Annotated in this window: 21 protein-coding genes, 1 tRNA gene and 1 pseudogene; 15 read left to right on the top strand and 8 right to left on the bottom strand. The window is 36.1% G+C overall.

Features of this window, described 5'->3' with window-relative positions; translation table 11 throughout:
- Positions 1-2: 2 nt before the first annotated feature.
- The 5 genes from ORNRH_RS11335 to ORNRH_RS11355 all read right to left on the bottom strand — a co-directional run bounded on the left by ORNRH_RS11335 (position 3) and on the right by ORNRH_RS11355 (position 8,739).
- Positions 3-1,928: a RagB/SusD family nutrient uptake outer membrane protein gene (locus tag ORNRH_RS11335; RefSeq protein WP_014791979.1), complete on the bottom strand. Its 1,926-nt coding sequence runs from the start codon at positions 1,926-1,928 to the stop codon at positions 3-5.
- An 11-nt stretch (positions 1,929-1,939) separates the two neighbouring features.
- The gene (locus ORNRH_RS11340; RefSeq protein ID WP_014791980.1) at positions 1,940-4,987 is read right to left on the bottom strand and encodes a SusC/RagA family TonB-linked outer membrane protein; all 3,048 of its coding nucleotides are present in this window, start codon (positions 4,985-4,987) and stop codon (positions 1,940-1,942) included.
- A gap of 159 nt (positions 4,988-5,146) precedes the next feature.
- A complete protein-coding gene (locus tag ORNRH_RS11345) occupies positions 5,147-5,827 on the bottom strand; it encodes a metal-dependent hydrolase (protein WP_014791981.1) in 681 nt (226 codons plus the stop codon).
- A 180-nt stretch (positions 5,828-6,007) separates the two neighbouring features.
- Positions 6,008-7,282: a glucose-1-phosphate adenylyltransferase gene (locus ORNRH_RS11350; protein WP_014791982.1), complete on the bottom strand. Its 1,275-nt coding sequence runs from the start codon at positions 7,280-7,282 to the stop codon at positions 6,008-6,010.
- Positions 7,283-7,320: 38 nt separating this feature from the next.
- Complete coding sequence (locus tag ORNRH_RS11355) at positions 7,321-8,739, bottom strand: glycogen synthase (protein WP_014791983.1); 1,419 nt, start codon at positions 8,737-8,739, stop codon at positions 7,321-7,323.
- 183 nt (positions 8,740-8,922) lie between these two features.
- On the opposite strand from ORNRH_RS11355, the gene ORNRH_RS11360 reads away from it, so the two are divergent.
- Both ORNRH_RS11360 and ORNRH_RS11365 read left to right on the top strand, forming a co-directional pair.
- Entirely contained in the window at positions 8,923-9,282 is a 360-nt protein-coding gene (locus tag ORNRH_RS11360; RefSeq protein ID WP_014791985.1) for a fluoride efflux transporter FluC, read from the top strand.
- 116 nt (positions 9,283-9,398) lie between these two features.
- A complete protein-coding gene (locus ORNRH_RS11365) occupies positions 9,399-11,732 on the top strand; it encodes an ATP-dependent helicase (protein ID WP_014791986.1) in 2,334 nt (777 codons plus the stop codon).
- 299 nt (positions 11,733-12,031) lie between these two features.
- Here ORNRH_RS11365 and lon read toward each other — a convergent pair whose 3' ends face one another.
- Positions 12,032-14,437 (bottom strand): endopeptidase La, encoded by a 2,406-nt coding sequence (gene lon, locus ORNRH_RS11370; RefSeq protein ID WP_014791988.1) that lies wholly within the window; start codon positions 14,435-14,437, stop codon positions 12,032-12,034.
- A 227-nt stretch (positions 14,438-14,664) separates the two neighbouring features.
- On the opposite strand from lon, the gene ORNRH_RS11375 reads away from it, so the two are divergent.
- The 9 genes from ORNRH_RS11375 (at position 14,665) to ORNRH_RS11410 (ending at position 21,383) form a co-directional block, all read left to right on the top strand.
- The gene (locus ORNRH_RS11375; RefSeq protein WP_036602224.1) at positions 14,665-15,117 is read left to right on the top strand and encodes a GNAT family N-acetyltransferase; all 453 of its coding nucleotides are present in this window, start codon (positions 14,665-14,667) and stop codon (positions 15,115-15,117) included.
- 11 nt (positions 15,118-15,128) lie between these two features.
- The gene (porT, locus tag ORNRH_RS11380; protein WP_014791990.1) at positions 15,129-16,010 is read left to right on the top strand and encodes a type IX secretion/gliding motility protein PorT/SprT; all 882 of its coding nucleotides are present in this window, start codon (positions 15,129-15,131) and stop codon (positions 16,008-16,010) included.
- Between the two features lie 59 nt (positions 16,011-16,069).
- A complete protein-coding gene (locus tag ORNRH_RS11385) occupies positions 16,070-18,217 on the top strand; it encodes an endonuclease MutS2 (RefSeq protein WP_014791991.1) in 2,148 nt (715 codons plus the stop codon).
- A 65-nt stretch (positions 18,218-18,282) separates the two neighbouring features.
- Positions 18,283-18,353 (top strand) — tRNA-Gln (locus tag ORNRH_RS11390).
- A gap of 373 nt (positions 18,354-18,726) precedes the next feature.
- Positions 18,727-19,191 (top strand): hypothetical protein, encoded by a 465-nt coding sequence (locus ORNRH_RS11395; protein WP_014791992.1) that lies wholly within the window; start codon positions 18,727-18,729, stop codon positions 19,189-19,191.
- A 162-nt stretch (positions 19,192-19,353) separates the two neighbouring features.
- Positions 19,354-19,488, top strand: coding sequence for a hypothetical protein (locus ORNRH_RS12565; protein WP_014791993.1), 135 nt, complete (start codon positions 19,354-19,356; stop codon positions 19,486-19,488).
- Between the two features lie 262 nt (positions 19,489-19,750).
- Complete coding sequence (locus ORNRH_RS11400) at positions 19,751-20,155, top strand: hypothetical protein (RefSeq protein ID WP_014791994.1); 405 nt, start codon at positions 19,751-19,753, stop codon at positions 20,153-20,155.
- A 9-nt stretch (positions 20,156-20,164) separates the two neighbouring features.
- On the top strand, positions 20,165-20,938 hold the full coding sequence (lipB, locus tag ORNRH_RS11405) for a lipoyl(octanoyl) transferase LipB (RefSeq protein WP_014791995.1): 774 nt from the start codon (positions 20,165-20,167) through the stop codon (positions 20,936-20,938).
- A gap of 37 nt (positions 20,939-20,975) precedes the next feature.
- Positions 20,976-21,383: a DUF4293 domain-containing protein gene (locus tag ORNRH_RS11410; protein WP_014791996.1), complete on the top strand. Its 408-nt coding sequence runs from the start codon at positions 20,976-20,978 to the stop codon at positions 21,381-21,383.
- 83 nt (positions 21,384-21,466) lie between these two features.
- Here ORNRH_RS11410 and ORNRH_RS11415 read toward each other — a convergent pair whose 3' ends face one another.
- Positions 21,467-21,868, bottom strand: coding sequence for an OsmC family protein (locus tag ORNRH_RS11415; protein WP_014791997.1), 402 nt, complete (start codon positions 21,866-21,868; stop codon positions 21,467-21,469).
- A gap of 442 nt (positions 21,869-22,310) precedes the next feature.
- Between ORNRH_RS11415 and ORNRH_RS12600 the strand changes: the two are divergent.
- The 4 genes and pseudogenes from ORNRH_RS12600 to ORNRH_RS11430 all read left to right on the top strand — a co-directional run.
- Positions 22,311-22,667, top strand: a pseudogene (locus ORNRH_RS12600) (DUF349 domain-containing protein); the annotation flags it as partial.
- Between the two features lie 27 nt (positions 22,668-22,694).
- Positions 22,695-24,008, top strand: coding sequence for a DUF349 domain-containing protein (locus ORNRH_RS11420; RefSeq protein WP_375600447.1), 1,314 nt, complete (start codon positions 22,695-22,697; stop codon positions 24,006-24,008).
- A gap of 74 nt (positions 24,009-24,082) precedes the next feature.
- Complete coding sequence (ribD, locus tag ORNRH_RS11425; protein ID WP_014791999.1) at positions 24,083-25,093, top strand: bifunctional diaminohydroxyphosphoribosylaminopyrimidine deaminase/5-amino-6-(5-phosphoribosylamino)uracil reductase RibD; 1,011 nt, start codon at positions 24,083-24,085, stop codon at positions 25,091-25,093.
- Positions 25,090-25,698 carry an IMPACT family protein gene (locus tag ORNRH_RS11430; protein WP_014792000.1) on the top strand — a complete coding sequence of 203 codons (609 nt, stop codon included), beginning with the start codon at positions 25,090-25,092 and terminating at the stop codon, positions 25,696-25,698. The genes ribD and ORNRH_RS11430 overlap by 4 nt, the downstream gene beginning before the upstream one ends.
- On the opposite strand, the gene ORNRH_RS11435 is transcribed toward ORNRH_RS11430, so the two are convergent.
- The gene (locus tag ORNRH_RS11435) at positions 25,695-26,117 is read right to left on the bottom strand and encodes an acyl-CoA thioesterase (protein ID WP_014792001.1); all 423 of its coding nucleotides are present in this window, start codon (positions 26,115-26,117) and stop codon (positions 25,695-25,697) included. The two genes, ORNRH_RS11430 and ORNRH_RS11435, sit on opposite strands and share 4 nt — an antisense overlap.
- Positions 26,118-26,127: the final 10 nt, after the last annotated feature.

Here is a 26,127-nt window from a genome sequence, read left to right on the forward strand (position 1 = left end):
TATTAATAACCTGGTGATTGAATTAACTGAGGGTTTTTAGCAACTTCTACAGTGTACAATGGTAATAAATACATTTTGTTCATCCAAACGAATGGTTGATCGATAGGACCTACGGTATTTAACGCTTCAAAAGAAGGTTTTTTGATGCCATATGCGTTTAAGCCTTGTCTTTTTCCAGCACCCATTGTTTCTGGAGCAATCATCCATCTACGAACATCGTAGTAACGATGACCTTCTCCCCATAGCTCAATAAATCTTTCGTTTCGAACCCAATCTCTAAGTGACATATCTGAATTGATATCTCCTGTAGTTAAATCAGGAACACCCGCACGATTTCTAATGATATTTAGGTTATTGATAGCCTCTTGATCTTTTCCTAATTCGGCCTTACATTCTGCCAAGTTTAAATAAAGCTCTGCTAAACGAATAAGTGGTCTTGGTTTAGATTCGTTATTATTTCCGCCACTCTTATTGTATGTAAGCTTAGGCATTATGTATTTTTGACTAAAATAACCAGTAACATTGTTGTCTCTGTTAAATTTCTCTGGGTTATAACCTTGTAAATCTGGGTCTCTTAATTTGATTTTAAGTGGATTACCATTATTTACTTTTGAACCATAATCACCGTCATCAAATGCAAACCAAGCGTAGAATCTAGGCTCTCTGTCGACGTTCAAAGTAATGATACCATTTCTGTCTGCTATTTTAGCTGACTGGAACCAGTATTTTCTATCAGGGAAAGAGCTATCATATGCTGGTCTTTTTCCGTTTTTAGTATAGAAATACTCGATGGAAGTGTTTAATACAGGTGAAACACCACTATATCCATTTACATAGTTACCATTACTTTGTTTTAGGATTGCGTGAGGAAGAGATCCTATAACCATGTTTCCTTGGTGTGGATATCCCCAAATGATTTCTTTGTTACCTTCGTTTACACGAGTAGTAACCAAGTATCTCATCAACATTACTTTTTTAAGAAATTTTTTACCTTCTTCTGTATTTTCACTTACATTTGGAACAAATGGTAACGGAATACTTTCTTTCTTGTATAATTCTTCATCATCATATAGCTTGTTGCCACCTTGTGATAGGGCAAAATCTAAAGCTTCTTGACAGGCTTTTTCAGCTCGTTCCCATTTTTTAGGATCATAAGTTAAACTTACAAGATCGTAGCCATAGCCTGGAGTTTCGAAATTTTTATTTTTCCATTGAGGGTAAGGGAATTTTCCATTCCATAGAGGAGAGGCAGCATATACCAATAATCTGGCTTTTAAGGCTTTTGCCATAGTAGAAGTTGCTCGTCCCCATTTTTCATCAGATCTAGAGGCTGGAAGGTCTTCTGCCGCTTTGTCTAATTTATCAACAATCCAATTGGTTACATAATCAAAGTGAGATCTACCAGGAAACTCGCTATTATCTGCATCCATTGGAATAAAATGATCTACAATTGGACATGGGCCGTATAGAATTAATGTTTGATAATGGTAGTAAGCAATTAAAAAGTTAGCTTCTGCTTTCCATTCTTTTTTCTCCTCATCAGTCAAACCTCTGGCTTGATCAATGTTATTTAAGAATAGGTGGCATTGCCCTATGAAACGGTAATAGTTACTACCCCATCTCCATCCATCATTCATTTGTCCAGGGACATTTAATCCGTAAAGGATTGTATGCATACCTTCTCTCCATAGTGGGGGAAGTACCCATTCATCCGAAGAGGCTTCTACACCTGAATATTGAAAAGGGTTTGTGATGCCTCCATAACAAGTGTATAAGAAATCAAGTGTTGCATCAAAGTCTTTTGTTGCATCTTTTAGCTGTGCTTGTTCTGGCGGAATTACATCTAAGTAATCATTACATGAGGTAAGGCTTAATCCTGCAATAAGGAAAATCCCTCCGTAGCGTTTAATTGATTTATTTATTTTCATTTTGTTTTATTTTAGAAGTGGAGTTGTACACCTACATTGTAAGTTCTTTGTAAAGGATAAGCATTCCAAGAAAGTTCTGGATCCCAGTCTTTAAATTTGCTAAATAAAGCTAAATTATTTGCTTCTAAGAATACTCTACCTTGTTTAAATTTATAACCAATTTCTAAAGTTTTGAATCTTAAGAAACTACCATTTCTCATCCAGTAGGTACTTGCAGGACTGTTATTTTGAGTATCTGCTTCCAATAGTCCTAACCTTGGATATTTAGCATTAGGATTTGGATTAGCTTCTGTCCAACGGTTATCTGCGATTAATTGGAATACAGCGTTGTCATTTTGTCCAAATGGACTCATTAAACCTGTCATGATAGTTCTTTTAGCCGAGCCGTTGAAGAATAGGTTTACATCAAATTTTTTGTAGAAAAAGTTGATTCCAAAACCATATTGTAATCTTGGTTGTCCACCATATTTCGAGATCATTACTTGGTCGTCGTTAGTGATTTTACCATCACCAGTCACATCACGATATTTGATGTCGCCAGGTTTTGGAGTACTACCTAAGTCTTGTCTAGGGCTATTGTCTATTTCTTCTTGAGATTGGAATAATCCTTCAGCAATATAACCATAAGTGTAGCTTAATGGGTATCCTGTACGGTTTCTCCAAGAATATTCATATTCTGGGTCATCAACATCTAAGTATTTATTTTGTACATAGGTAAAGTTACCTCTTAACATCATAGATAAGTCGTTTGTAATATTGGTTCTAAAGTTCATGCTACCATCCCAACCCCAGCTTCTAACTCTACCTTTGTTAGACCATGGTTTTGAATTGTGATAACCTAACATTTGAGGCCAAGCTTCTCTTTTAAGTAAGATATCGTATCTATTGTTGTTGAAGTAGTCAACAGTTAAGTTTAATTTGTTGAATAATAAAGTTTCAACCCCTACATCAAATTGTTTTACTTTTTCCCATCTAGCGTTTCTTACTGCATAGTTAATCATTTCAACCCCTTTTCTATGGAATCCTAAGTTTTCTCCAGTCCAGTATTCGTATCCGTCTGATTTTAATTTCACTTTATCTCTGTACAAGAAGTGTTCTGCTCCAGCACCTAAACCTGTATCATCACTACCAGCTAGCCCGTAAGATCCTCTAAGTTTTAAGAAGTTTACAGTACTTGATAGAGGTGAGAAAAAGTCTTCTCTACTGATTACCCATCCTAAAGATAAGCTAGGGAAAAACTCAAAACGCTCTCCTTTAGGTAAACGCTCTGTTCCTGTGTAACCAGCACTTATTTCAGCCAAATATTTTTCATCATACCCGTAGTTAAATCTTGCAGAATAACTTTGGTTTCTTCTTGGTAAAATGTCGTTTCTAAACTCTCTTTGGTTATACAGCACCATACCTTTAACATTGTGTTTTCCAAATTTTCTGCCATAATTTATTTGAGCATTGATTACCATGGTGTTATCGCCATTTTTATTGATTTTTGATTGATTAATATAATCAGAACCTTTTGTTCCTACTCTTTCTATAGCAAACTCACCGGTATCTGGATTGTAACTTCCATCTTTCAATCTATACTCGTACCCCTCAATTGATTGATTGTAACTTGATTGTGACCAGTTTTTAAAGTTAAATAATACATTGGCACTTAATCCTTTTGTTATGAATTTTAAATCTTGAGATAACTTTAAAGAGGTGTTAATAGTATTGTATCTACTTTCTTGAAAAGAATTTAGTAAAGTTTCATACAAGTTTTCTCTTGGTGTGTTTCCTGTAATGATAGCAGTACCAAAATTAATGTGTCCTGGTATTTCATCTTCAGGTGTTAAATACTCTGGAAATGTGATTGGGAAAGCAATTGGATTAGCTCCTAATAATTTTTTAAAGAGAGCAGAGGTACCATAGTTACCACTAGTTCTTTGTCCAACTTGTGCATTCATTCTCAAATCAATTTTAGTCCCTTCCAATAAATTGTATGAAATGTTGTTTTGGAAGTTGTAACTCCATCTATTAATGTTGTTATTCCAAGAATATTCTTTTTTAGATTTCAAGATACCATTATCATGATTTGCTTGAATACTCATGTAATAAGTGGTTTTGTTTCCTCCACCTTGAATATTAACATTAGCTCTTTGGCTCATTGAGAAATCACGGAATAAAACATCTTTCCAATCTACATTAGGGAATACATAAGGATTAACACCATTGCGAGTATTATCGATAACATCTTGTGAGTATCTAGGTTTTGCATTTGGGTTTCTGGAAATTAAAGCTTCGTTGTATAATTCCATCCAGGTAGGACCATCTACGAAATTAGGGAAGTTAAGAGGTTGATGAATAGAATATTCAAAAGAAACCCCCACTCTTGTTTTTTCATTATGGTTACCATTTTTAGTTTTCACAAGCATTACACCATTTGCCCCACGAGAACCATAGATAGCAGTAGCAGATGCATCTTTTAAGATAGAGAAACTTTCAATGGTTTCAGTAGGAATATTGTTCAAATCACCAATACTAATCTCAACATCATCTAATAGGATAAGTGGAGTGGCTCTACCTCCAAAAGTTCCAATTCCACGGATGTAGAAATTAGAACCTGCACCTGGCTCACCACTACTAGCAGTAGAGATTATACCAGCCATTTGTCCTGCAAAAGAGCTAGTGAGCGAAGATGAAGACATTCTCAAATCTGCACCTTTCACACTGGTAATAGCCCCGGTTACAGAAGCTCTCTTTTGTTTACCATAACCTACAATTACATCCAGGTTCACTTCGCTTTCACGAACTTTTAAAAGTCCCATGTTTAATTTCTTAACCGGAAAAGTAGCCTCGCTCAATGTGGTTGGGTTGGTAATGACTAAGACATCTCCAATTTTACCATCGATTGAGAATTCACCTTTCGCGTTGGTTAGTGTTTGCACATCAGATCCTTTGATCGCGACTTGGGCAGATTCTAAAGGACCGAATTCGTCTTCTACTTTACCAGTAATCTGTCCCAAGACTACAGTGGTAAAAAAGAGTAGAAATAAACTACACCAGATAATTTTTTGCCTCATGTTAAAAAAATTTTGTTGTTCGTTGGGCTAAATTACCTAATTGTAAAGAAAAAAACAAAAATAATCCCTAAAAAATGACAAATGTTACAAATTATATGTTAATGTATTTTTTACATTATCTCTTGTATTTGCCGCCTTAAGTAGTTTAAGGTTAAAATATTAAATGATTAAAATGTTTCCAATTTGTAATAATTCTAAGTTAATATTTTTTTTGTTAAAGAAATTGTGTGCTTCCTCATGGTTAATTTCAATTACTGGGAAAGTGTCGTAGTGGTAACCAAGTACACGTTTGGTCTGTACATATTCGGCTGCATAGCTTGCTTGCAGTGCATCCATTGTAAAATTCCCGCCAATTGGCAATACAGCTAAATCTATGGCACCATATAATTCTGGCAAGTATTTCATCTCGTAGGTGAGAGAAGTGTCGCCAGCGATATAAATCTGCTTGTCTTTTGACTTTATTAAATATCCGTTTGGGTTTCCGCCATAAGTGCCGTCTGCAAACGAACTTGAGTGAAATGCAATGGTAGAGGTGAGTACACCAAAATCAAATTCATAACTCCCTCCAGTGTTCATTCCGTGAGATTTTAATCCCTTTTGTTCGTAGTATGCTGCAATTTCGGCATTTGAGATGATGAGCGCATCGTTGTTTTTAGCAATTTCCTCTGCATCAAGCACATGGTCTTGGTGCGCATGGGTGAGTAGAATGTAGTCTGTTTTGATGTCTTCTACCTTAATTTTGTCATTTTTTGGATTTCCAGAGATAAATGGATCTACCAATATTTTCTTCCCATTAGCTTCAATCAATAAACATGCGTGTCCTAAAAATTGTATTTTCATCGTTTTTTGGTTTAAATTATGATTTCTTCAAATATATGAAAAAAATCGTGTTTCTTTAAAATGTTAAAAAATGGAATTTTGATGTATTTTTTAATCTTGAGATGATTTTTTAGCATAAAAATTAAAAGGCAGAAACTTTCCATTCCTGCCTTTTTTTGAATAATGAATTATAACTAAAGCTTATATACTAAATCCATCTGGTAATACGGCTCCTTTCTTCACCACCACAATTCCGTCTACGATTTTATATTCAGGAGTGTCTTTGTCTTTTAATCCCTTATGTCCATTGATGCGAACATCGTTTCCGATTCTCACATTTTTATCAATAATTGCATTGCTGATAAAGCATCTTTCTCCAATCCCGATTGGTGGGATTTTTTTGCGTTTATTTTCTTCAATTCGTTCAAGAGATTCGTAGTAATCGCTACCCATGATGTAGGTGTCTGCTACCGTAGTGCCTTTGCCTATGCGGGTTCTGATTCCAATTACACAGTTTTCCAAACGACTTGCATGCACGATAGAGCCCTCGGATAATACTACTCTTTCCAGCGAAGTGCCTTCTACCTTGGCAGGTGGCAACATTCTAGCGTGGGTGTAAATCTGATTGGTATTATCATATAAATTAAATGAAGGTAAGTGGCTTGCTAAGTCCAAATTTGCCTCGTGGAAGGACTTGATCGTTCCTATATCTGTCCAGTAGCCCTCAAATTGGTAGCTGAGCACCTTATGATTTTCAATACTTCCTGGAATGATGTGTTTTCCAAAGTCTGTACCTTCGTTTTCTTCCAACAATTTATTTAGTACATTTTTATTGAATAAATAAATCCCCATGGAAGCTAAGTAATCTCTACCTTTAGCCTGCATTTCTTTTCCAGTATCAGAAGTCCAGTTTTTCAATTCCTCTGCGTCTGGTTTTTCGATGAAAGAAGTGATTTGATTAGCCTCGTTGGTTTTCATGATACCAAAGCCAGTAGCGTCGCTTGCATTTACTGGAATCGTAGCGATACTCAATTCGGCATTGCTCTCGATATGTTTTCTAAGCATATCTTGGAAATCCATTTGGTACAATTGGTCTCCAGAAAGAATGAGCATATAGTCGTAATCTATTTTCTTATAATGTTGCAAGCTTTGTCTCACCGCATCTGCAGTTCCTTGGTACCAATCTCCATTATCATCGGTTTGCTCAGCTGCCAAAATATCCACAAATCCTTTGCTGAATAAATCAAAACTATAGCTGTTCTTGATGTGGCGGTTCAGCGAAGCAGAGTTAAACTGAGTAAGCACAAAAATTCGGTTGATACCAGAATTTAAACAGTTAGAAATTGGAATGTCTACCAATCGGTATTTTCCTGCAAGCGGCACGGCAGGCTTAGAGCGTTCGCTTGTGAGTGGCTGCAATCTGGTGCCTCGTCCTCCTCCTAGGATCAGCGCCAAAATTCTTTGATTCTCTTTCATTTTATCGTTGTTTATTAAATTTACTTTTTTAAGTTATTTTATTCAGGTTTTAAGCTTTTATACATATCTAAATAATTCTGAGCAGCTTTGTCCCAAGAAAAATCTAGTTTCATATTATTCTTAATAATTGCGTTGATTCTTTTCTTATCCGCTTTGAGTGTGATGGCTCGGTGAATCGCATGTAAAATATCATCGCTGCTGAGGTTGATAAATCTAATTCCATTTCCACCCTCATCTTCAAAATCAATAACCGAATCTAGCAAGCCACCCACTGTGCGCACAATCGGCAAGCCACCATATCTAAAGGTGTAGAACTGATTCAATCCGCAAGGTTCAAATCTCGATGGCATAATCATAAAATCCGATCCTGCATAAGCAATGCGAGCCAGAGCTTCGTCATAACCAATGAAAACATTAAATCTATCGTCTAGATAATACTTCATTTGCTGCACGCCATCGCTCAGATCTTGGTCGCCACTTCCTAGGATAAAGAAATTGGCTTGAAAATCTAAAATATTAATCGCTTTCCAAACGGCATCTGCCAAAACATCTACGCCCTTTTGGTCTACGAATCGACCGATAAAAGTGATGATTGGTAATTTTTCATCAAATCCAAATCTCTCGCAAAGTGCTTTTTTGTTTTCGGTTTTTCCTTTGATGGCGTTTTTTTGAGAATAGTTGAAAACTAAATTTTTATCCGTTTCAGGATTCCACTCATCGTTATCGATACCGTTTAGGATTCCGATGCATTTTTGCCATTCTTGTCTAAAGAGTGGCGCAAGGCTAGAATCTCCGTCCATCAATTCCTTCATATATTGTGGCGAAACGGTATTCACGCGCCAAGCGCATTTCACCGCAGTAGCCATGGCATTGATGCAGTTGTCCCACACCAGTAGTGGCATTTGCCAAGTATCAAACCACGGGAAGTAGTCGGCGATTTCCCAAGGCATTTGCCCTTGATATTTTCCGTTGTGGATTGTGAAAACAGAAGGCGTTTCTCTAAACTTAGGATACTGGTGGGCATACTTCATTAAGAAAGGAATGAAGCCTGTGTGGTAGTCGTGGCAATGAATCACATCTGGCATTTCGTCCCATTGGTGAATCCAGTTGAGTGCCGCCACTTGAAAAGCCACGAAATAATAATCATCGTCGCCATAGCCATAAACTTTTTCACGATGAGAGAAACCTTCAATTTCAATTAAATATAAATTGTATCCAAAATCGTGGGTTTTCCAGATTTTTACCTCTAATTTATTTTTACCAAATGGCAAAAACGCCACATGATCTAATTCTTTATTAATCTCAGCGGTTTTGGCGTTATACACATACGGCATCACTACTTTTGATTCTACGCCTTCAATTTTGTTTAAATATTTTGGGAGAGCTCCCACTACATCGCCCAAGCCTCCTACTTTGGCGATGGGATAACATTCTGCTGATAAGTGTACAATATGCATGTCGTTTATTTTTCTATAAATTTACAAAAAAAAATGACTCAAAATAATGATTTTTGTTATTAAATTATCAAATTTTGCTTTTAGTCCTAATTTAGGTGTACCAAGTACCATTACAAGTGATTGTAAATTAATGTTTAAAATAGATTTAACATTATCAATAAAACTTTCCTTACATTTGTCATTATGTTTAAGAATTTATTATTTATCTTCATTGGCGGTGGCTTGGGAAGTGTTTTAAGATTTGTTATTTCGTTTTTTAATGCCAATTATTCTTACGGAACTTTTCTAGCCAATTTTTTAGGATGCTTATTAATTGGTGTGTTTATGGCATTAGGGCAACGCTCCCTATTCAGCCAGCCAGTGTATCTATTATTAGCTGTAGGATTTTGTGGCGGGTTCACCACTTTTTCCACCTTCACTGCCGAGAATTATAAAATGCTTGCAAGTGGCGATTATCTCGGATTTGGCATTTATAGTTTAGGTACCTTTATTATATGTCTATTAGGATTAATTTTAGGAAGTAAAATCGCCGCAGCCTTTTAGAAAATATACCAAAATCCCATTTTTCTTAATTTTTTATCCAATTGAATTATATTAAAATACATTTAAATCCGATTTTGCACTTTCCCCGAACTATAAAAACTTAGTATATTTACGGCATGGGAAGTAACTATTTAGATGAATTAAATGATGTTCAACGCCAAGCCGTAGAAGCTACCGAAGGACCCGTAATGGTGATTGCAGGAGCAGGTTCTGGAAAAACACGAGTTTTAACTTATCGCATTGCACACTTAATCAATCAAGGGGTAGATAGCTTTAATATTCTAGCACTCACCTTTACCAACAAGGCTGCTCGCGAGATGAAGGAGCGTATCGCTAAAGTGGTGGGCGTGAGCGAAGCTAAAAACATCTGGATGGGAACTTTTCACTCCATTTTTGCAAGAATTTTGCGTGTGGAAGCCCCTCTTTTGGGCTACCCGTCTAATTTTACGATTTATGACCAGCAAGATGCACTTTCAATTTTAAAGAAGGTAATCAAGGACATGAATCTAGACCAAGATGTGTATAAACCCAAACAAATTCTCAACCGAATTTCTCAGTTTAAAAACAACTTAATCACAGTGCGTGCCTATTTCAATAATCCAGAAATCATGGAGGCAGACGCCATTGCACTGCGACCACAAACGGGCGAAATCTATAAACGCTATGTGGAAAAATGCTTTAAATCTGGCGGAATGGATTTTGATGATTTATTACTGCGTACCAACGAGGTTTTAACTCGCTTTCCCGATGTTTTAGCCAAATACCAAAACCGATTTAAATACATTTTGGTAGATGAGTATCAGGATACCAACCATTCTCAGTATTTAATTGTAAAAGCTTTGGCTTCAAGGTTCGAGAATATTTGTGTAGTGGGCGACGATGCGCAGTCGATTTATGCGTTCCGTGGGGCAAATATTCGTAACATTTTAAATTTTAATAAAGATTATAAAGATGCACAATCTTTTGCCTTGGAACAAAATTATCGTTCAACTCAAAATATTGTAAACGCGGCAAACGATATTATTGCCAAAAACAGAGATCAGCTCAAGAAAAATGTATGGACTTCCAACGATGCGGGGGCAAAAATTCCCGTGTATCGTGCCTTGACCGATATGGACGAGGCTCGCTACATTGCGGCACAGATTTTTGAAAAGAAAATGCAAAATCAGTACAATAATAGTGATTTTGCTGTGTTGTATCGTACCAATGCACAGTCGCGAGCGATAGAGGAGGCGTTGCGCAAAAAAAATATTCCGTATAGAATTTATGGCGGCATGTCGTTTTACCAAAGAAAAGAGGTAAAGGATTTAATCGCTTATCTGCGATTGCTCGTGAATCCAAACGACGAGGAGGCTTTGATGCGAATCATAAATTATCCCGTGCGTGGCATCGGGAACACAACGCAACAGGCACTTACTGTTTTTGCAGACAAAGTGGGCAAGCCTGTCATCGAAATTTTATTTAATTTACAGTTTTATGCACCACAATTAAAGTTAAACGCCCGAGCATTTAATTCGTTAAATAATTTTGCAACGATGATTCAAAGTTTTGCCGTAAAATTGAAAACGGGCGATGTGTATGAGGTAGCATTGCAGGTGGCAAAAGAGTCTGGCATGCTCAAAACATTGAGCGATGATGATACGCCAGAAGGTCGTTCAAGACTGGAAAACTTGCAAGAGTTGCTAAACAGTTTGCAGGGCTATGTAGAGGAGCAAAGCCAAATCGAGGGAGGAAATCCCACTTTGCAAGGATTTTTGGAAGATGCGGCACTCTCTACCGATGCCGACAAAGATGAAACCGATACCGATAAAGTTTCGCTGATGACGGTGCATTTGGCAAAAGGTTTGGAGTTTCCTGTGGTTTTTGTCGTGGGCTTGGAGGAAAATTTATTCCCATCTCAAATGAATTTAAACTCTCGCCAAGAGCTTGAAGAAGAACGCCGCTTGTTTTATGTAGCACTCACACGTGCCGAGAAAGAAGCCATGCTCTCTTATTCCGTTTCGCGTAGCCGTTGGGGCAAAATTGTAGATGCCGAACCGAGCCGATTTTTGGAAGAAATTAGCGATCAATATCTGGATTGGAAGAACCCAAGTCCTGTAACGCCTATGAACAGCACAGGGCTTTCGGCAGATTTGTTTGGTGATGATTTTCCAACTTTTACCCGAAAAGAGAAGAACGAACCGATTTCGTACAAACGAAAAATCAAAAAAGCTTTGCCGAGCACAAGCAATCATAATTTAAAGAAATTGAGCGAAGCAAAATTGCAAGCGGGCGATTCTGCCAATCAATCACTGAAAGTGGACAGCGTAGTGCTACACGACCGATTTGGTAGAGGCGTGGTGAAAAGCATTGAGGGCGAAGTGGGCGATGAAAAAGCCATTGTAAACTTTGAAAACGCTGGCGAAAAGAAATTACTTCTGCGCTTTGCCAAACTCAGAATTGTAGGATAATTGTCAGGAAATCTTAATTTATAGATTTTTATTCATATTTTTTTCATATTTTGAATTTAAACCCATTTGTCATTCTGAATTCATTTCAGAATCTCTTTGCGCTAGCCCCTGAATCAAGTTCAGGGTGACAGCGCGTTGAAATCTTGCGAAGTGTCATTCCGAACTCGATTCGGAATCTCAGAAAAATCGGAATTTGATGGATTTTTATTCATATTCGTTGTTTTGAAATTAACGCTAAACCCCATAAAAAAATCCCTTAAAATCATATTTTAAGGGATTTTCTTTTATAATATTAAAACTTATTTTAATAATGCAATATCAAGCACATCTTCCATTTTGTCTACATAATGGAAGGTAAGCCCTTTGATGTATTCGGGCTCAATTTCTTCAATATCTTTTTTGTTTTGAACACAAAGGATAATTTCTTTGATGCCTGCTCGTTTGGCGGCTAAGATTTTCTCCTTGATTCCACCCACGGGTAGCACTTTTCCACGCAAAGTGATTTCGCCCGTCATGGCAATATTTTTCTTTACTTTTCTTTTAGTAAAGGTAGAAACGATACTTGTGAGCATGGTAATCCCTGCCGATGGTCCATCTTTGGGAACAGCACCTTCTGGCACATGCACATGCACATTTGATTTTTCGATTAATTCCGAATCTATGCCTAGTTTTTCGTGGTGTGCTTTCACATATTCGAGTGCAATTTGGGCAGATTCTTTCATCACTTTACCCAAATTTCCCGTCATAGAAAGTTGCCCTTTGCCATTAGATAAAATCGACTCGATAAACAAAATATCTCCGCCCACTTGTGTCCAAGCTAAGCCCGTTACCACACCAGGAACATTGTTGTTTTCGTATTTATCTTTTTCGCGCGGAACACCTAAAATTTCTTCGATTCGTGCAATCGTCATTTTAGGATCCACTTCTTTCTCCATGGCAGTATCTTTGGCAATGTTTCGCACCAATTTAGCAATGCGTTTCTCGAGTCCGCGCACGCCTGATTCTCTGGTGTAGCCATCGATGATAAACGCTAATTCCTTTTTGCCTAAACGAATTGCATTTTTAGGCAACCCGTGTTCGGTAAGTTGTTTTGGAACTAAATGTCTTTTGGCAATTTCTACTTTTTCTTCTACGGTGTAGCCATTCACTTCAATCATTTCCATACGGTCGCGTAGGGGAGAAGGAATGTTTGCAATATTATTTGCCGTAGCGATAAATAACACACGAGACAAATCATAACCAATTTCTAAATAATTGTCGTAGAAAGAGGTGTTTTGTTCAGGGTCTAGCACTTCGAGCATTGCCGAAGACGGGTCGCCGTGATTACCTTGTCCTAATTTATCAATCTCATCTAAAACAAAAACGGGATTGGAAAAACCTGCTTTTTTAATATTTTGTAAGATTCTACCAGGCATAGCACCTAGGTAAGTTTTTCTGTGTCCTCTGATTTCCGATTCGTCGTGCATTCCACCGAGCGACATTCTCTGGTACGAGCGATTGAGTGCCGTAGCAATAGAACGACCAAGCGAAGTTTTTCCCACGCCTGGAGGCCCATACAAACAAATAATTGGCGATTTCATATCACCTTTTAATTTAAGCACGGCAAGGTATTCCAAAATGCGTTCTTTCACCTTTTGGAGCCCGTAGTGATCTTTGTTTAAAACCTTCTCGGCATAGGCGATGTCCAATTTATCTTGAGAAACTTTGTCCCAAGGCAAACTTAACATTAAATCCAAATAATTTCGCTGAATAGAATAATCAGGCGATTGTGGGTTAAGTCTGCGTAGTCGGTTTAATTCTTTATTAAAAGTTTTCGCAATTTCTTCTTTCCAAATTTGTTTTTTGGCGCGTTTTTTCAATTCTTGAAAATCATCTTCTGCACTAAAGTCGCCCAACTCTTCTTGAATGGCTCTAATCTGCTGATTCAAGAAATATTCGCGTTGTTGCTGATCCATCTCCTTGTGTGCACGAGAATGGATTTTGTTTTTAAGCTCTTGCTTTTGCAGTGCAGTGTTTAGATGTTCGAGCGCGAGCATGGCACGCTCTTTTTGGTCGTTTTCTTCCAGTAATTTTTGTTTTTCTTTTAAGTCTAAATCAATGTTCGAGCTTACAAAATTCACCAAAAACGACGGACTTTCAATGGAATTAATCGCATAGCCCGCTTCCGATGGCATATTGGGATTAATTTTGGCAATGCGCAACGAAATTTCTTTAATCGAATCAATTAAAGTATTGTACACCACATCATCTTCCTTAGGTTTTTCTTCCTCCAAAAGATTAATTTTTGCAATGAAATAAGGATTTTCAGTCAGCATTTCTACTAGCTCAAATCTTCTTAAACCTTGCAAAATCACAGTGATGTTTCCGTTTGGCATTTTGATCAATTTAATGATTTTTGCCACACTGCCCACGCTAGCTAAATCCTTGGCAGATGGATTATCGAGCGAAGTATCTTTTTGTGAAATTACCCCGATTAAATCTTTGTTATCATAGGCATCTTCTAGCAATTGGATAGATTTCTTGCGCCCAGCAGTAATGGGAATTACCACCCCTGGGAACAAAACCGTGTTGCGCAATGCCAAAATCGCTAATTCGTCTGGCGTTTCGGTATTGAGAAGAGCCTCCTCGTCTTCCTTGCTTAAAAGTGGAATAAATTCGGATTCGATAGAAATGTTATCTTGAAATGTCAAATTGTCTAAATTCATGATGATTTGTGCTATTAATTTTCAAAAACCGCCGACGATTTGTCAGTCCACTGAAAGTCTAAAAATCGCTTTGGTACTGAAAATCAATAGTGTTAAATATTATTTTTAGGTTAAAAAAATATGGGTACAAATATAAACAAAATTTATACCTAAATGCTGCTAGTTTTATATTTGTGATTTTGTAAAAATGGGAATAAAAAATTATTTTTGTTACCTATAAATTTTTTGTGCAAAAGTTGGATATAAGAAAAATCTACTTAAAAAAGGACATTGATGATGCTTTAAATTTAGCATTCAAAACATTTATAAAATGCAATTCAGAAGATTGCAATGCGCAAGGGGTTGCCTATATATCGGATTTTTTAAAAAATAAAGAAACCGTAAATAAACTTGATTTTTATGCAGCATTCGTTAAAGGTAAAATTGTAGGAATGATTGCTTTTGGCTATAATCCTCTGCATATTTCTCTGTTTTTTGTAGAAGAAAATTATCAAGGTTTAAAAATTGGGAATAAATTGTTTAACTTTGCGATTCAAAATATTAAAGAGAAATACATTTGGGTTAAATCTTCCACTCTAGCGGTTAAGTTTTACGAAAAACTAGGATTTGTGGTAGTGGATAGCCCAGAGATTAAAAATGGATTGAAATCTACATTAATGAAATATGAATTTCTCGGATAAAAATTATTTATATGAAAAAAATAATAAGTCTAGCAATATTGTTTTCTACCCTTGGTCTTAATGCCCAATGGAAGACCAACTATGGGAGAGAAGATTTCTTTGTAGAGCACGATGAGCAGAGACTTTCGTGGGGATATTTTGTGGGTATAAACAAATTTGACTTTAAAATTGCACCGAGATATAATTACGGAAAAAACATCAATAATGTGATTGATGATGGAACGAATGAGACTCGCCTTCATAGAGCGCAGAACGAAGATAAAGATGGTGGAAATGTAGCAATCAATCGCGATGGGAAGTTTCTTGTAACAATTGATTCCAAAATGGGATTTTCTGCGGGATTGATGGGGAGATTAAAAGTAAATGACTATATAGATTTATGGGTGCAGCCAGGAATTCACTTTACCGAGCGCACTTTGCATTTTGATAATGTAAAGACAAGGGAGATTTATCATAACTTAAAATACACCGAAGAAGGAGAACAACCAAGCAGAGAAGAGTACACCGTGACAGAAGATGCACTTGAGCGAAGTATAAAATCATCGTATGTAGGCATTCCATTTATGATAGAATTTCATGGCGATCGCTGGTTCAATACGCGTCCTTATGTGCAAGCAGGATTGGGATATGCCATTAATTTACAATCGCAAGAAAGTAATACCGACGATAATTATGGCGGGATTTTCAGAATGAAAACTCACAACTTCAACTGGCAAGCCGAAATGGGAATCAATATTTATTTCAGAAGATTTAAATTAACCCCATCAGTAAAAGGTATTTTCTTCCTTAATAATGAATTGGTGCCAGACAATCCTGGAACGCCAAACATTTGGGCAAATACAATGAGTTCGCTCAAAACACGCGCCTTGGTGTTCTCCCTAAAATTTGAATAATTTAAACATTAAGATAAAAAACTAAATTCTATAAAGATTTATAGATTTTTTAAACATAAATGAAGATTCCACAAAAGACCTTAGAAGATTTAGAATTTAATAAAGTTTTGCTTGAGGTAGAAAAATACGCCAAAACCGAACGCGTAAAAAGAGTAATCAGAAAACATAAGCCTCTCGCAAGCCACAAAACCATACTTTTCAGGCTAAAGGCTACAAACGAATACCTTTCGGCAATGCAATCAAGCAACCGATTTCCGTTTAGCGAGTACGATGACATACGAGAAGATTTAGACAAAATCGAGGTCGAAAATTACCAGCTTTCAGCGGATATTTTTTTAGCTATAAAATCTCAAATGCTTCAAATTCAAGAATTAATGAAATTCTTGGAGAAGTTTAAAGATTATTATCCGATTTTTTATAAAACCATTTCAAAACTTACTTTTCAAAAAGAAGTTTTAGCACACATTGATACCGTTTTTGATAAGCATGGAGAAATCAAAGACGATGCGTCTAAGGAATTATTACAAATCAGAAAACAGCTAAAAATCGTAAATCAGCAATTGAGCGATCGGTTCAAAGGAGCGTCCAGAGCATATTCCGAGTATTTAGACGACATTCGCGAATCTGTGATTGATGGTAGACGCGTGCTTGCTGTGCTTTCTACGCATAGAAAAAAAGTGCCAGGGCGCATGGTGGGAAGTAGTAAAACGGGGTCTATTGCTTTTATAGAGCCAGAATCGGTATTGCGCTCGCAGCGAGAATTAGACGAATTGCATGAGGACGAAAAAAATGAGATTCGCAAGATTTTGCGTGCGCTCACGGCTACGGTTTCGGTGTATCAAGACGATTTGATTGATTACCAAAATTTCCTTTTTCAGTTAGATTTAATTGCGGCGCAAGCACAATACGCAGATGAAATAAATGCCGTTTTGCCACAAATCAATAAGGATAAAAAACTTGAATTAAAGCAAGCCTATCACCCGCTATTGTATGCCAAACATCGTCACGAGAAAAAGAAAATCATACCACAGTCGGTAACATTCAATAAGAAAAACCGAATTATGGTGATTTCTGGTCCCAATGCAGGCGGAAAAAGTATTACGCTTAAAACAATTGGTCTACTGCAACTTATGCTGCAATCGGGCTTATTGGTTCCTGTGCACGAAAAAAGTAATTTTTGCTTTTTTAAAAATATTTTCACGGATATAGGAGATAATCAGTCCATTGAAAACCAGTTGAGTACCTATTCATACCGATTGAAGCAAATGCACTATTTCTTGTATAATTCCGATGCCGAAACTTTGCTCCTCATCGATGAATTTGGAACAGGATCCGATCCTGAATTAGGAGGTGCTTTGGCAGAAGTTTTCTTGGAAGAATTTTATGAAATGGGCGCATATGGCGTATTTACAACACACTATACCAATATTAAAATTCTGGTGGAACAATTGCCTGAAGCTGAAAATGCAAGCATGCTTTTTGACGAAAAAACGCTGGAACCTATGTATTTGCTCGAATCGGGGCAAGCGGGGAGTTCATTTACATTTGAGGTGGCAGAGAAAAATAAAATCCCGTACCGATTAATTAATAAAGCTAAAAAGAAAATCGAGCGTAATAAAGTGCGACTTGATAAAACGATTTTAAAACTTCAGCAAGAAAAATACCATGTGCAAAAGACCAAAAATGCACTCGAAGAGCTGAAAGAAAAATCGCATGATAAGCATTCTCAATTGGAAGAAACGCATGATAAAATTTATGCTAAATTAGTTGATTTTCAGCGATTGTATGAGTCTGAACAAAAGAACATTCAGCTGGGGCAAAAACTCACTGAAATGGCGGATGTTTACTTAAAAAACAGAAGCAGAAAACAATTGATTACTAAATTCTTGAAATTGATTGAAATTGAAAATGCGAAGAAGAATCCAAAACATTTTGAAGAGAAGAAGAAAGAAAAACGAATCAAACAAAAATTGCGAAGAGAGCTCGATAAAAAAGCAGATCGACTAGAGGAGACACAGCAAAAAATAGAAGAAGAGAAGAAAAAAGAAACTCAAATGCGCATTGCCTCTATGAAAATAGGCGACCGAGTTCGTATCAAAGGTAGCTCGAGTGTAGGCAGCATCGAAGCAATTGATAAAAAGCAAGTTGTGATAAACTATGGAAAGTTTAGGACTAAAATTAACATAGAGGAAATAGAAAAAATATAGGAAATTTATAATTTTATTTTGCAGGTTTAAATTTTCTTTCTATATTTGCAGTCCAATTGAAACGGAGACCCATGGTGTAACGGTAGCACACCGGTTTTTGGTGCCGTTTGTCGGGGTTCGAATCCCTGTGGGTCTACTAATTTTATTGAAAGCCATCTGAATTTCAGGTGGTTTTATTTTTTACATCCATTTTTACAGCCACTTTCGGTGTAAAAATGACTGTTTTATTAAGTTTGAGTGTATAAGATATATTTTGATTTTCTTATTTATTTTATTGAAATATAAACTTTGATGTATTTGTCTTGACTTAAACTTTTCATTTCAGATGTATTGATTTCAGCAAAATAATGATTTAATGCGAAAATTAAATTACCGTTTTAGACTTATTTAATTATTTACTATATTAGCTACGGTTAAGATGACATACATTGTAAATGCTCAATTACTTGTCAAGCAATTGGGAATTTATGCAAGTCCAAATTTTATCAAATTACGCAAAAATTAAAATAATGAATAGATTGTCAATAATGGTATGTTTAGGTGTTTTAGTATTTAGCTGCTCTCCTAATCTTAAAAATAATTCTAATACGAACAAATCGAAACAAATACACGAACTTGCAGTTTTTAACTTTTCGGAAATTCCAAAAGATTTATTGGTGAATTTGAATAAAATGGGAGTCGATAGTTCTCCAATACTCAATGAGTATGAAGGAAAATATCTAAATTTTATTTTTAAGATATCTCCACAGGATTTTAATTTTATTGGTAAAAAGGTCGGTTTTATAAAAGGTAAAATAGATTATTTTAGAAATACACGGGAGCGTTTTAACAATAATTCTTCAGTTGTCGGTGGTAGTGGCATATATATTTTTAATACTACTCAGAAAATTGAAAGTGGTGGATATGATGCAGCGATTGTTTATTGGAATAAATTTTCACTTCCGATTGAAGAAGTAATTAAACGATTGAAATAAATGAGAGGGGGGGCTATTCAAGAATTTAGGATTTACCTTTGGGAAGTTAAACCCACCTGTTTTTATTTTAGGTGCAAGTCATCAGCAAAAAGTTTACCAGTTTAGGTTAAAAATAGTATAGTTAAAAAATAAAAAACTAACTTTACAAAAACCACTTAGAACATGGTAAAAAAACAAACAAAAAGCGAAAAGCTTATCAAAAAGGTTCGGCGTAACACGCGCCAAGTGTACAATGCTGAACAAAAGATTTTAATCATCTATAACCTTGAAGATATATACCTACGCAGACAAGGCTAAATTTAAACCAAAGAAAACAAGTAAAAATAAATACTTTAAACATTATTGAGCCCCTGCATCAAGTTCAGGGTGACAGTTTATGAAAAAAAAGCAAAATTGGTAAATTTAGTCATTCCAAGCAAGACAATATTAAAGTTAAATAAAAAAGATTTTAATTCAGGGTTTTCTCTTTTAAACATTCCAAAAACATCACAAAATTAGGTTTCGGTTTAGGTATGTTCCAAAAAATTGTTACTTTAGTAAATTCAAAATGGATTATAAAATGAAAAATATATATTTAAGTTTTGCTTTTGCAGCGTTTTCATTAGTTGCGTGTAAAAGCGAAAATCAAGAGGAGGGAGTGTTGAGCCCTGAAGATATTGCAAGTATAGAGGAAACCAGTACTAGCTCGGTAGATAAAATCGATTTCGATGGAAAATACGAGGGCGATGTACATGGTAAAAAGTATGATTTAAAACTGAATGATGACGATTTTACGCTAAATTACGGCAATGAAAAATTTGAGGGCAAAGCCTACATCAACGGTGATGGAACTCGCATCGAGCTTGAACCAAAAAGCGGAAATCTTAAATACAAAATTTTAGCTTGGGTAGATGAAAATCAACTTTCTGTTTTAGATGAAAATGGAGATTATCCAGAACCAGAAATTTTCTTAAATCGTAAATAAATATCAATTATGAAATTCAACCGAGCAATCAATAAAAAAGTAATTTTTAAGGATTTAGGAGAGAATCAAGATTATCAGCAAGTTTGGGATTTTCAAGAGGAAAGATTAAAAGAAATTGTAGATATCAAAATGCATTTGCGACAACTAGAGCGTGATTATGCCAATGCTAAGGATGTGAGCGAATGCAGAGCTATTTCCAACGAAATTGAAACCACAGAGACGCCTAACTATTTATACTTTGTACAGCACCCACATGTCTATACTTTGGGCAAAAGTGGCGACGAGCACAATATGCTAGCCAACGCAGATAAGCTCAAGGAGATTCAAGCAACTTATGTAAAGACCAATAGAGGAGGAGATATCACTTATCACGGGCCAGAGCAACTTGTGGGATACCCAATTTTGGATTTAGAAAACTTCAAAACCGATATTCATTGGTATTTGAGAAGTTTAGAAGAAGTCATTATCAAAACCATCGGCGATTATGGGTTAAAAGGTGAACGAAGCCAAGGAGAAACAGGCGTTTGGTTAGATGTTGGGAAACCTTATGCGCGTAAAATTTGTGCCATGGGTGTAAAAGCTTCGCGCTGGGTGAGTATGCACGGATTTGCTTTGAATGTAAACACTGATTTAAAGTATTTTGAATACATAATCCCCTGCGGAATCAAGGGAAAAGCAGTCGCATCGCTTGAGCGTGAATTGGGCAGGAAAGTAGATGTCAACGAAGTAAAAGAACGCTTAAAAAAGCATTTTTGCGAGGTTTTTGAGTGCGAAATTATTTAAAATACATTATTTTTTTTAACTTTGTAAAAAAATATAGATGATACAAAGGATTCAATCGGTATTTTTATTTTTAGCGGCAATTGTTTCTTTAGTGATTTCCAATGTGGTAGATCTCTGGAAGCAGGGTTCTGAGTGGATGCAGAGCAACGATTATACATTAATTTTTGCAATGTTTCTATCATCTGGGATTTTGTCTTTTGCCGTTATATTTTTGTACCGAAACAGAAAAAGACAATTAATTTATAATTATATAAACATATTTTTAAATGTAGTGCTAGTAGGATTACTGGCATATGATTTATACAACTTGCCTGGAGAAGGTATCAATTCGCAGAAGGGCATTGGGCTGATTTTGCCTTTGATTTCGATTATTTTGCTTTTTATGGCAAATAGCGGAATTAAAAAGGACGAGAAGCTTGTAAAATCGATAGATCGTATCCGTTAATCTTAGTACACTTATTGTTTTTTGAGTGTTAAAAGCAGTCTTGAAAAAGACTGCTTTTTTCTTTAGTTAAAAATGAAGGATTCTTAAGCCCAATCAAATTGGAAATCCTTTTCAATATCTGGGTGCAGGCTCATGTACACGGGGCAAGTTTTAGCAGTTTGTTCCAAGATTTTTCTTTGTTTCTCATCTGTTTTAAAAGGAACATGAAACACCACTGAAACTTTAGCAATTCTGCGCGGATCGGCAGACATTTCCTTGGTTACATCAGCAGTAATGCCCTTAATGTCCCAGTCCATTGACGCTGCTTTAATCCCCATGATTGTCAAGGCACAACTTGCAAGAGCAGTAGCCACTGTGTCGGTAGGTGAAAACGCTTCGCCTTTTCCGTTGTTGTCTACAGGTGCATCGCTTAAAATCACATTTCCAGAAGCCAAGTGCGTTGCTTCTGTTCTTAATTCTCCTAAATAAGTTACTTTAGATGTCATAAAAATTAAATTTTTTTTGTACTTTTATGATTCATATATGAATAAATGAAACTAAAAGCACATCATTATAGTTAAAATTTCATGTAAAGATATAAAAAAATCTTGACAGAATTTAGTATGATTGCTTGATATTCATTAGCTTTGTTAAATAATAATTTTTGCAGAAAAATTTGAACCCATGTCTATAGAAAAAGAAAACCTGCTAAATGCAGACGGAAATGTAAACGAATCGGACGCGTTGAATGCTCCATCAAGTGAAACAAGTGCAGAGTCGGTAGCTCCTGCGCCAGAAAAAGACTACGACGAAAACGCAGACAATGATCAACATCAAGACCAATCGGTGGAGGATGAGAACGATCATGAAAGCGAAGAAAACGAAGTCCCGCAAAAGGACTACGATGAAATGTCTATGCCAGAGCTGGTGGCGGAACTCACTTATTTGATGGGGAAATATCCTGTGATAAAACTCAGAGAAGCTTTTCACCAAATCAAAGATGCGTTTTATAAACAATTTTCTGAAGCAGAACAAGAGGCCAAGGAGAAATTCGTGGCGCAAGGTGGTGATGAGATAGACTTTAAATATGAAACGAAAGATCGAAATGATTTCAACAAAATCAATCGTGAATACAAAAATCGCCTGCAAGATTATTATAAAGGTATAGAGCTAAAGGAAAAAGAAAGTTTAAAGGAGCGCGAAGCCATTACCGAGGAGCTAAAGGCACTTTATACTGAGCCAAATAGTGATGTCAATATCTTTAAGAAATTCAGAGAATTAAAAACTCGTTGGCATAATGCAGGGCGCATTCCTAAGGCTAAAGCGAGCAATATTTTCAATAATTATTATTTCCATTTAGACAACTTCTACAAATTCTTGGATCTTAATCAAGAGTTGAGAAAAATGGATTATGAGCATAACTTAAATGTTCGCCATTCCATCATAGCGCGTGCAGAAAATTTATTGCAGGAAGAAAATGTGCAAAAAGCTCTGAACGAGTTGCAATATCTACACCGCATGTGGAAAGAAGAAGCAGTGCCTGTGGCTGAAGAACACAGAGAGCCTACTTGGCAGAAGTTCAAAGAATTAACAGCTAAATTACACGATAGAAAAGAAGAATTAAGCATTCAGCTTCAAGAAAAACTTGCCGAAAATCTTAAAAAGAAAAATGAAATCATCGAGACAATAAACAAAGTGATTGAAGGGCAGGAGATTAAATCACACAATTTGTGGCAAAAGAAGATCAAAGAAGTTAAAAAACTTAGAGATGAATATTTCGCTATCGGTCGTGTGCCAAAAGCTGAAAACCAAGCGACTTGGGATAAATTCAAGGAAGTTACGCGCAATTTCAATCGCCAGAAAAATGCTTTCTACAAAAATATGAAGGCAGAACAAATGGAAAATCTGGAGAAAAAACGAAAATTAGTTGAAATTGCTAAAGAGCACAAGGATAGCACCAACTGGAACGAATCGGCTAAAGTGGTAAAAAGAATCCAAGCCGAGTGGAAGAAGATTGGACATGTGCCAAGAAAATATTCAGACAAAATCTGGAAAGAATTTAACGAGGCTAATAATCAGTTTTTTGATAGATTTAAAAATAGAAATAACGAAAAACTTGAGCAGCAAAATCAAAATCTAAAAGCAAAACAAGAGTTGCTAGAGGAAATGAAGAATGCCGAAAAACCGTCTGACAAAGATGCGTTGCTCAAATGGTTAAATGAATACAGCATTCGCTGGTCATCGATTGGATTTGTGCCAAATGGAAAATTGGACATCAATAAAGATTTTACGCATTTAACGCAAAAAATCTTAAAAGATGCGGGGCTAGATAAAGATGCGATTGAAAAAGCTCAGTGGGAGAATCAATTAGAGCAAATCAAACAAAATCTAGATGATAAATTGCTTAGAAATCTAAAATTTGATTTGAGAAAGAAAATTGATGAAAAACAAAAAGAAGTTTCTCAATTACAGACCAATTTGTCTTTCTTCTCTAATGCAGATGATTCTAATCCATTGTTTAAGAGTGCAATCTCTAGCATTGAGTCGCATGTAGAGGAGTTGAATGCCTTAAAAGCTAAATTCAATGATTTAAAGAGAATTAATCTTGATGCTTTGGCAGACAGAAACGATGATTCAGAAGAATAATTTTTGATTAATATATTATTAAGGTATAAAAAGTCTGTTTTGTAATTGTCATAAAACAGACTTTTTTCAATATTATGGTACATCAACAATTCATGCAGCGTTGTCTTCAATTGGCACAAAATGGGCTTGGCACCACTTATCCTAATCCCGTGGTGGGGGCAGTGATTGTGCACGATGAAAAAATCATAGGCGAGGGCTGGCATTATAAAGCGGGGCAACCACATGCGGAGATTAATGCGATTAATTCCGTGAAAGACAAATCTTTGCTGTCAAAATCCACCATTTATGTAAGCTTGGAGCCTTGTGCACATTTCGGCAAAACACCACCTTGTGCCAATGCTATTGTGGAAAATAAAATTCCTAAAGTCGTAATTGGCTGTAGAGATGCCGCAGCACATGTCAATGGAAAAGGTGTTGAAATCCTTAAAAATGCAGGAGTGGAAGTGGTTGAAGGTATTTTAGAAAAAGAATGTTTAGAAATTAATCGGAGATTTTTTACTTTTTATGCTAAAAAAAGACCTTACATCATTTTAAAATGGGCAGAAACTGCCAATCATTTTTTTGCGCCCGAGAACGGAGAACAGAAATGGATTACGAGCCAAAAAAGCAAATACCTGAGCCACCAATGGCGTTCAGAAGAAAATGCTATTTTGATTGGGAAGAAAACTTTAGCCATAGACAATCCTTCGTTGAATTGTAGATATGTTAAAGGTGTTGATCCCATTAAAATTGTTATTGGAAATGATTTTTCAGATTTAAAAAACACCACTTTGGTAAAAGACGAAAAGTCTATCATTTATGAAAAAAAATCGTTTTTAGGAGATTTTTCGCTTGAGAATATTTTACACGATTTGCACCAAAAAGGGATTCAAAGTGTAATTGTGGAAGGCGGAATAGAAACATTAAAATCTTTTATACACGAAGGTTTATGGGACGAAGCTCGCGTTCTTCAATCCACTAAAAACTTCTGGGAATCGGGTAGGAGATCGCCTGAATTGAAAAATGCAAAGCATTTGAATACAATAAGTTTTGGAGATGAATTAATTCATTCCTTTAAAAATATAAATAACGAATATTTGCTATGATTTTTGAATGTAAAAGCATTAAAAATCCGATTGAGAATATAATTACCAAAGAGAAAGGGAGTAAATTTTTGGGATATGCGTATCCTGTGCAAGATGAGGAAGAAGTGAAACAAATCTTGGATGAGTTACGGCAAAAATACCCAGATGCTACCCACCATTGTTATGCCTATCGTTTAGGGTTCGAGGGAGAAAATTATCGTGCCAATGATGACGGCGAACCTAACGGAACAGCTGGGCTCCCGATTTATAATCAGTTACTTTCTCGAGAGCTCACTTATTGCTTGGTTGTTTCCGTTCGTTATTTTGGAGGTATTAAGCTGGGTGTAAGTGGCTTAATAAAAGCTTATAAAGAAAGTGCGGAACTCACACTCGATGAGGCTGAAATCAAAATTATTGAAAAAACGAAAAATTTGAGCATTAATTTTCCCTACACTTCACAAAACATTGTAATGCGTAACATTGAAAAGTTCAATGCGCAAATTCTGAATCAAGAATATTTGGCAGATTGCACACTTGAGCTTCAATTAAGTTTGAAAAATTACGAATCTTTTGTGAATAGCTTTGAGCCTTTTAACGAAATTTTAATTACTGAAAAAGGTGTTTAATCTCCGTTTTCGGGCATTAATCGCTTTAAAGTTTCTTCAAAAATAGGAGGGACGCTTGTGGGGCGTCCTGTTTTCATATCTACGAATACTAATTCAGTCTCCCCGATTGTTAATAACTTTCCATCTTCGTTGGTAATTTTGTAGGTGAATTTTATGCGAGCACCCGTCGGTATTTCTGGAATGCAAGTTTCGATACAGAGCTCGTCATCGTATTTGGCAGGAGCGATGTATTTGCAAAAAAGGCTCAGCACAGGAGTCATTATACCTTGCTCTTCTAATCGCTTGTAATTTAGCCCAATATTACGCAAAAGTTCGGCGCGTCCTACTTCAAAATATTGTGCATAATTCCCGTAATAGGCATACCCCATTTGGTCGGTTTCGCCGTATCTCACTCTTATATAAGTAGTTCCTTTAATCATAGAAAAATAT

It is taken from the genome of Ornithobacterium rhinotracheale DSM 15997 (genome assembly GCF_000265465.1).
In the GTDB taxonomy this organism is placed as follows: Bacteria; Bacteroidota; Bacteroidia; order Flavobacteriales; family Weeksellaceae; genus Ornithobacterium; species Ornithobacterium rhinotracheale.

Bases quoted from the DNA above. Each gene is read 5' to 3' on its own strand.
- ORNRH_RS11335 (WP_014791979.1), bottom strand. From the start codon at position 1,928: ATGAAAATAAATAAATCAATTAAACGCTACGGAGGGATTTTCCTTATT.
- ORNRH_RS11340 (WP_014791980.1), bottom strand. From the start codon at position 4,987: ATGAGGCAAAAAATTATCTGGTGTAGTTTATTTCTACTCTTTTTTACC.
- ORNRH_RS11345 (WP_014791981.1), bottom strand. From the start codon at position 5,827: ATGAAAATACAATTTTTAGGACACGCATGTTTATTGATTGAAGCTAAT.
- ORNRH_RS11350 (WP_014791982.1), bottom strand. From the start codon at position 7,282: ATGAAAGAGAATCAAAGAATTTTGGCGCTGATCCTAGGAGGAGGACGA.
- ORNRH_RS11355 (WP_014791983.1), bottom strand. From the start codon at position 8,739: ATGCATATTGTACACTTATCAGCAGAATGTTATCCCATCGCCAAAGTA.
- ORNRH_RS11360 (WP_014791985.1), top strand. From the start codon at position 8,923: ATGTTTAAGAATTTATTATTTATCTTCATTGGCGGTGGCTTGGGAAGT.
- ORNRH_RS11365 (WP_014791986.1), top strand. From the start codon at position 9,399: ATGGGAAGTAACTATTTAGATGAATTAAATGATGTTCAACGCCAAGCC.
- lon (WP_014791988.1), bottom strand. From the start codon at position 14,437: ATGAATTTAGACAATTTGACATTTCAAGATAACATTTCTATCGAATCC.
- porT (WP_014791990.1), top strand. From the start codon at position 15,129: ATGAAAAAAATAATAAGTCTAGCAATATTGTTTTCTACCCTTGGTCTT.
- ORNRH_RS11385 (WP_014791991.1), top strand. From the start codon at position 16,070: ATGAAGATTCCACAAAAGACCTTAGAAGATTTAGAATTTAATAAAGTT.
- ORNRH_RS11395 (WP_014791992.1), top strand. From the start codon at position 18,727: ATGAATAGATTGTCAATAATGGTATGTTTAGGTGTTTTAGTATTTAGC.
- ORNRH_RS12565 (WP_014791993.1), top strand. From the start codon at position 19,354: ATGGTAAAAAAACAAACAAAAAGCGAAAAGCTTATCAAAAAGGTTCGG.
- ORNRH_RS11400 (WP_014791994.1), top strand. From the start codon at position 19,751: ATGAAAAATATATATTTAAGTTTTGCTTTTGCAGCGTTTTCATTAGTT.
- lipB (WP_014791995.1), top strand. From the start codon at position 20,165: ATGAAATTCAACCGAGCAATCAATAAAAAAGTAATTTTTAAGGATTTA.
- ORNRH_RS11410 (WP_014791996.1), top strand. From the start codon at position 20,976: ATGATACAAAGGATTCAATCGGTATTTTTATTTTTAGCGGCAATTGTT.
- ORNRH_RS11415 (WP_014791997.1), bottom strand. From the start codon at position 21,868: ATGACATCTAAAGTAACTTATTTAGGAGAATTAAGAACAGAAGCAACG.
- ribD (WP_014791999.1), top strand. From the start codon at position 24,083: ATGGTACATCAACAATTCATGCAGCGTTGTCTTCAATTGGCACAAAAT.
- ORNRH_RS11430 (WP_014792000.1), top strand. From the start codon at position 25,090: ATGATTTTTGAATGTAAAAGCATTAAAAATCCGATTGAGAATATAATT.
- ORNRH_RS11435 (WP_014792001.1), bottom strand. From the start codon at position 26,117: ATGATTAAAGGAACTACTTATATAAGAGTGAGATACGGCGAAACCGAC.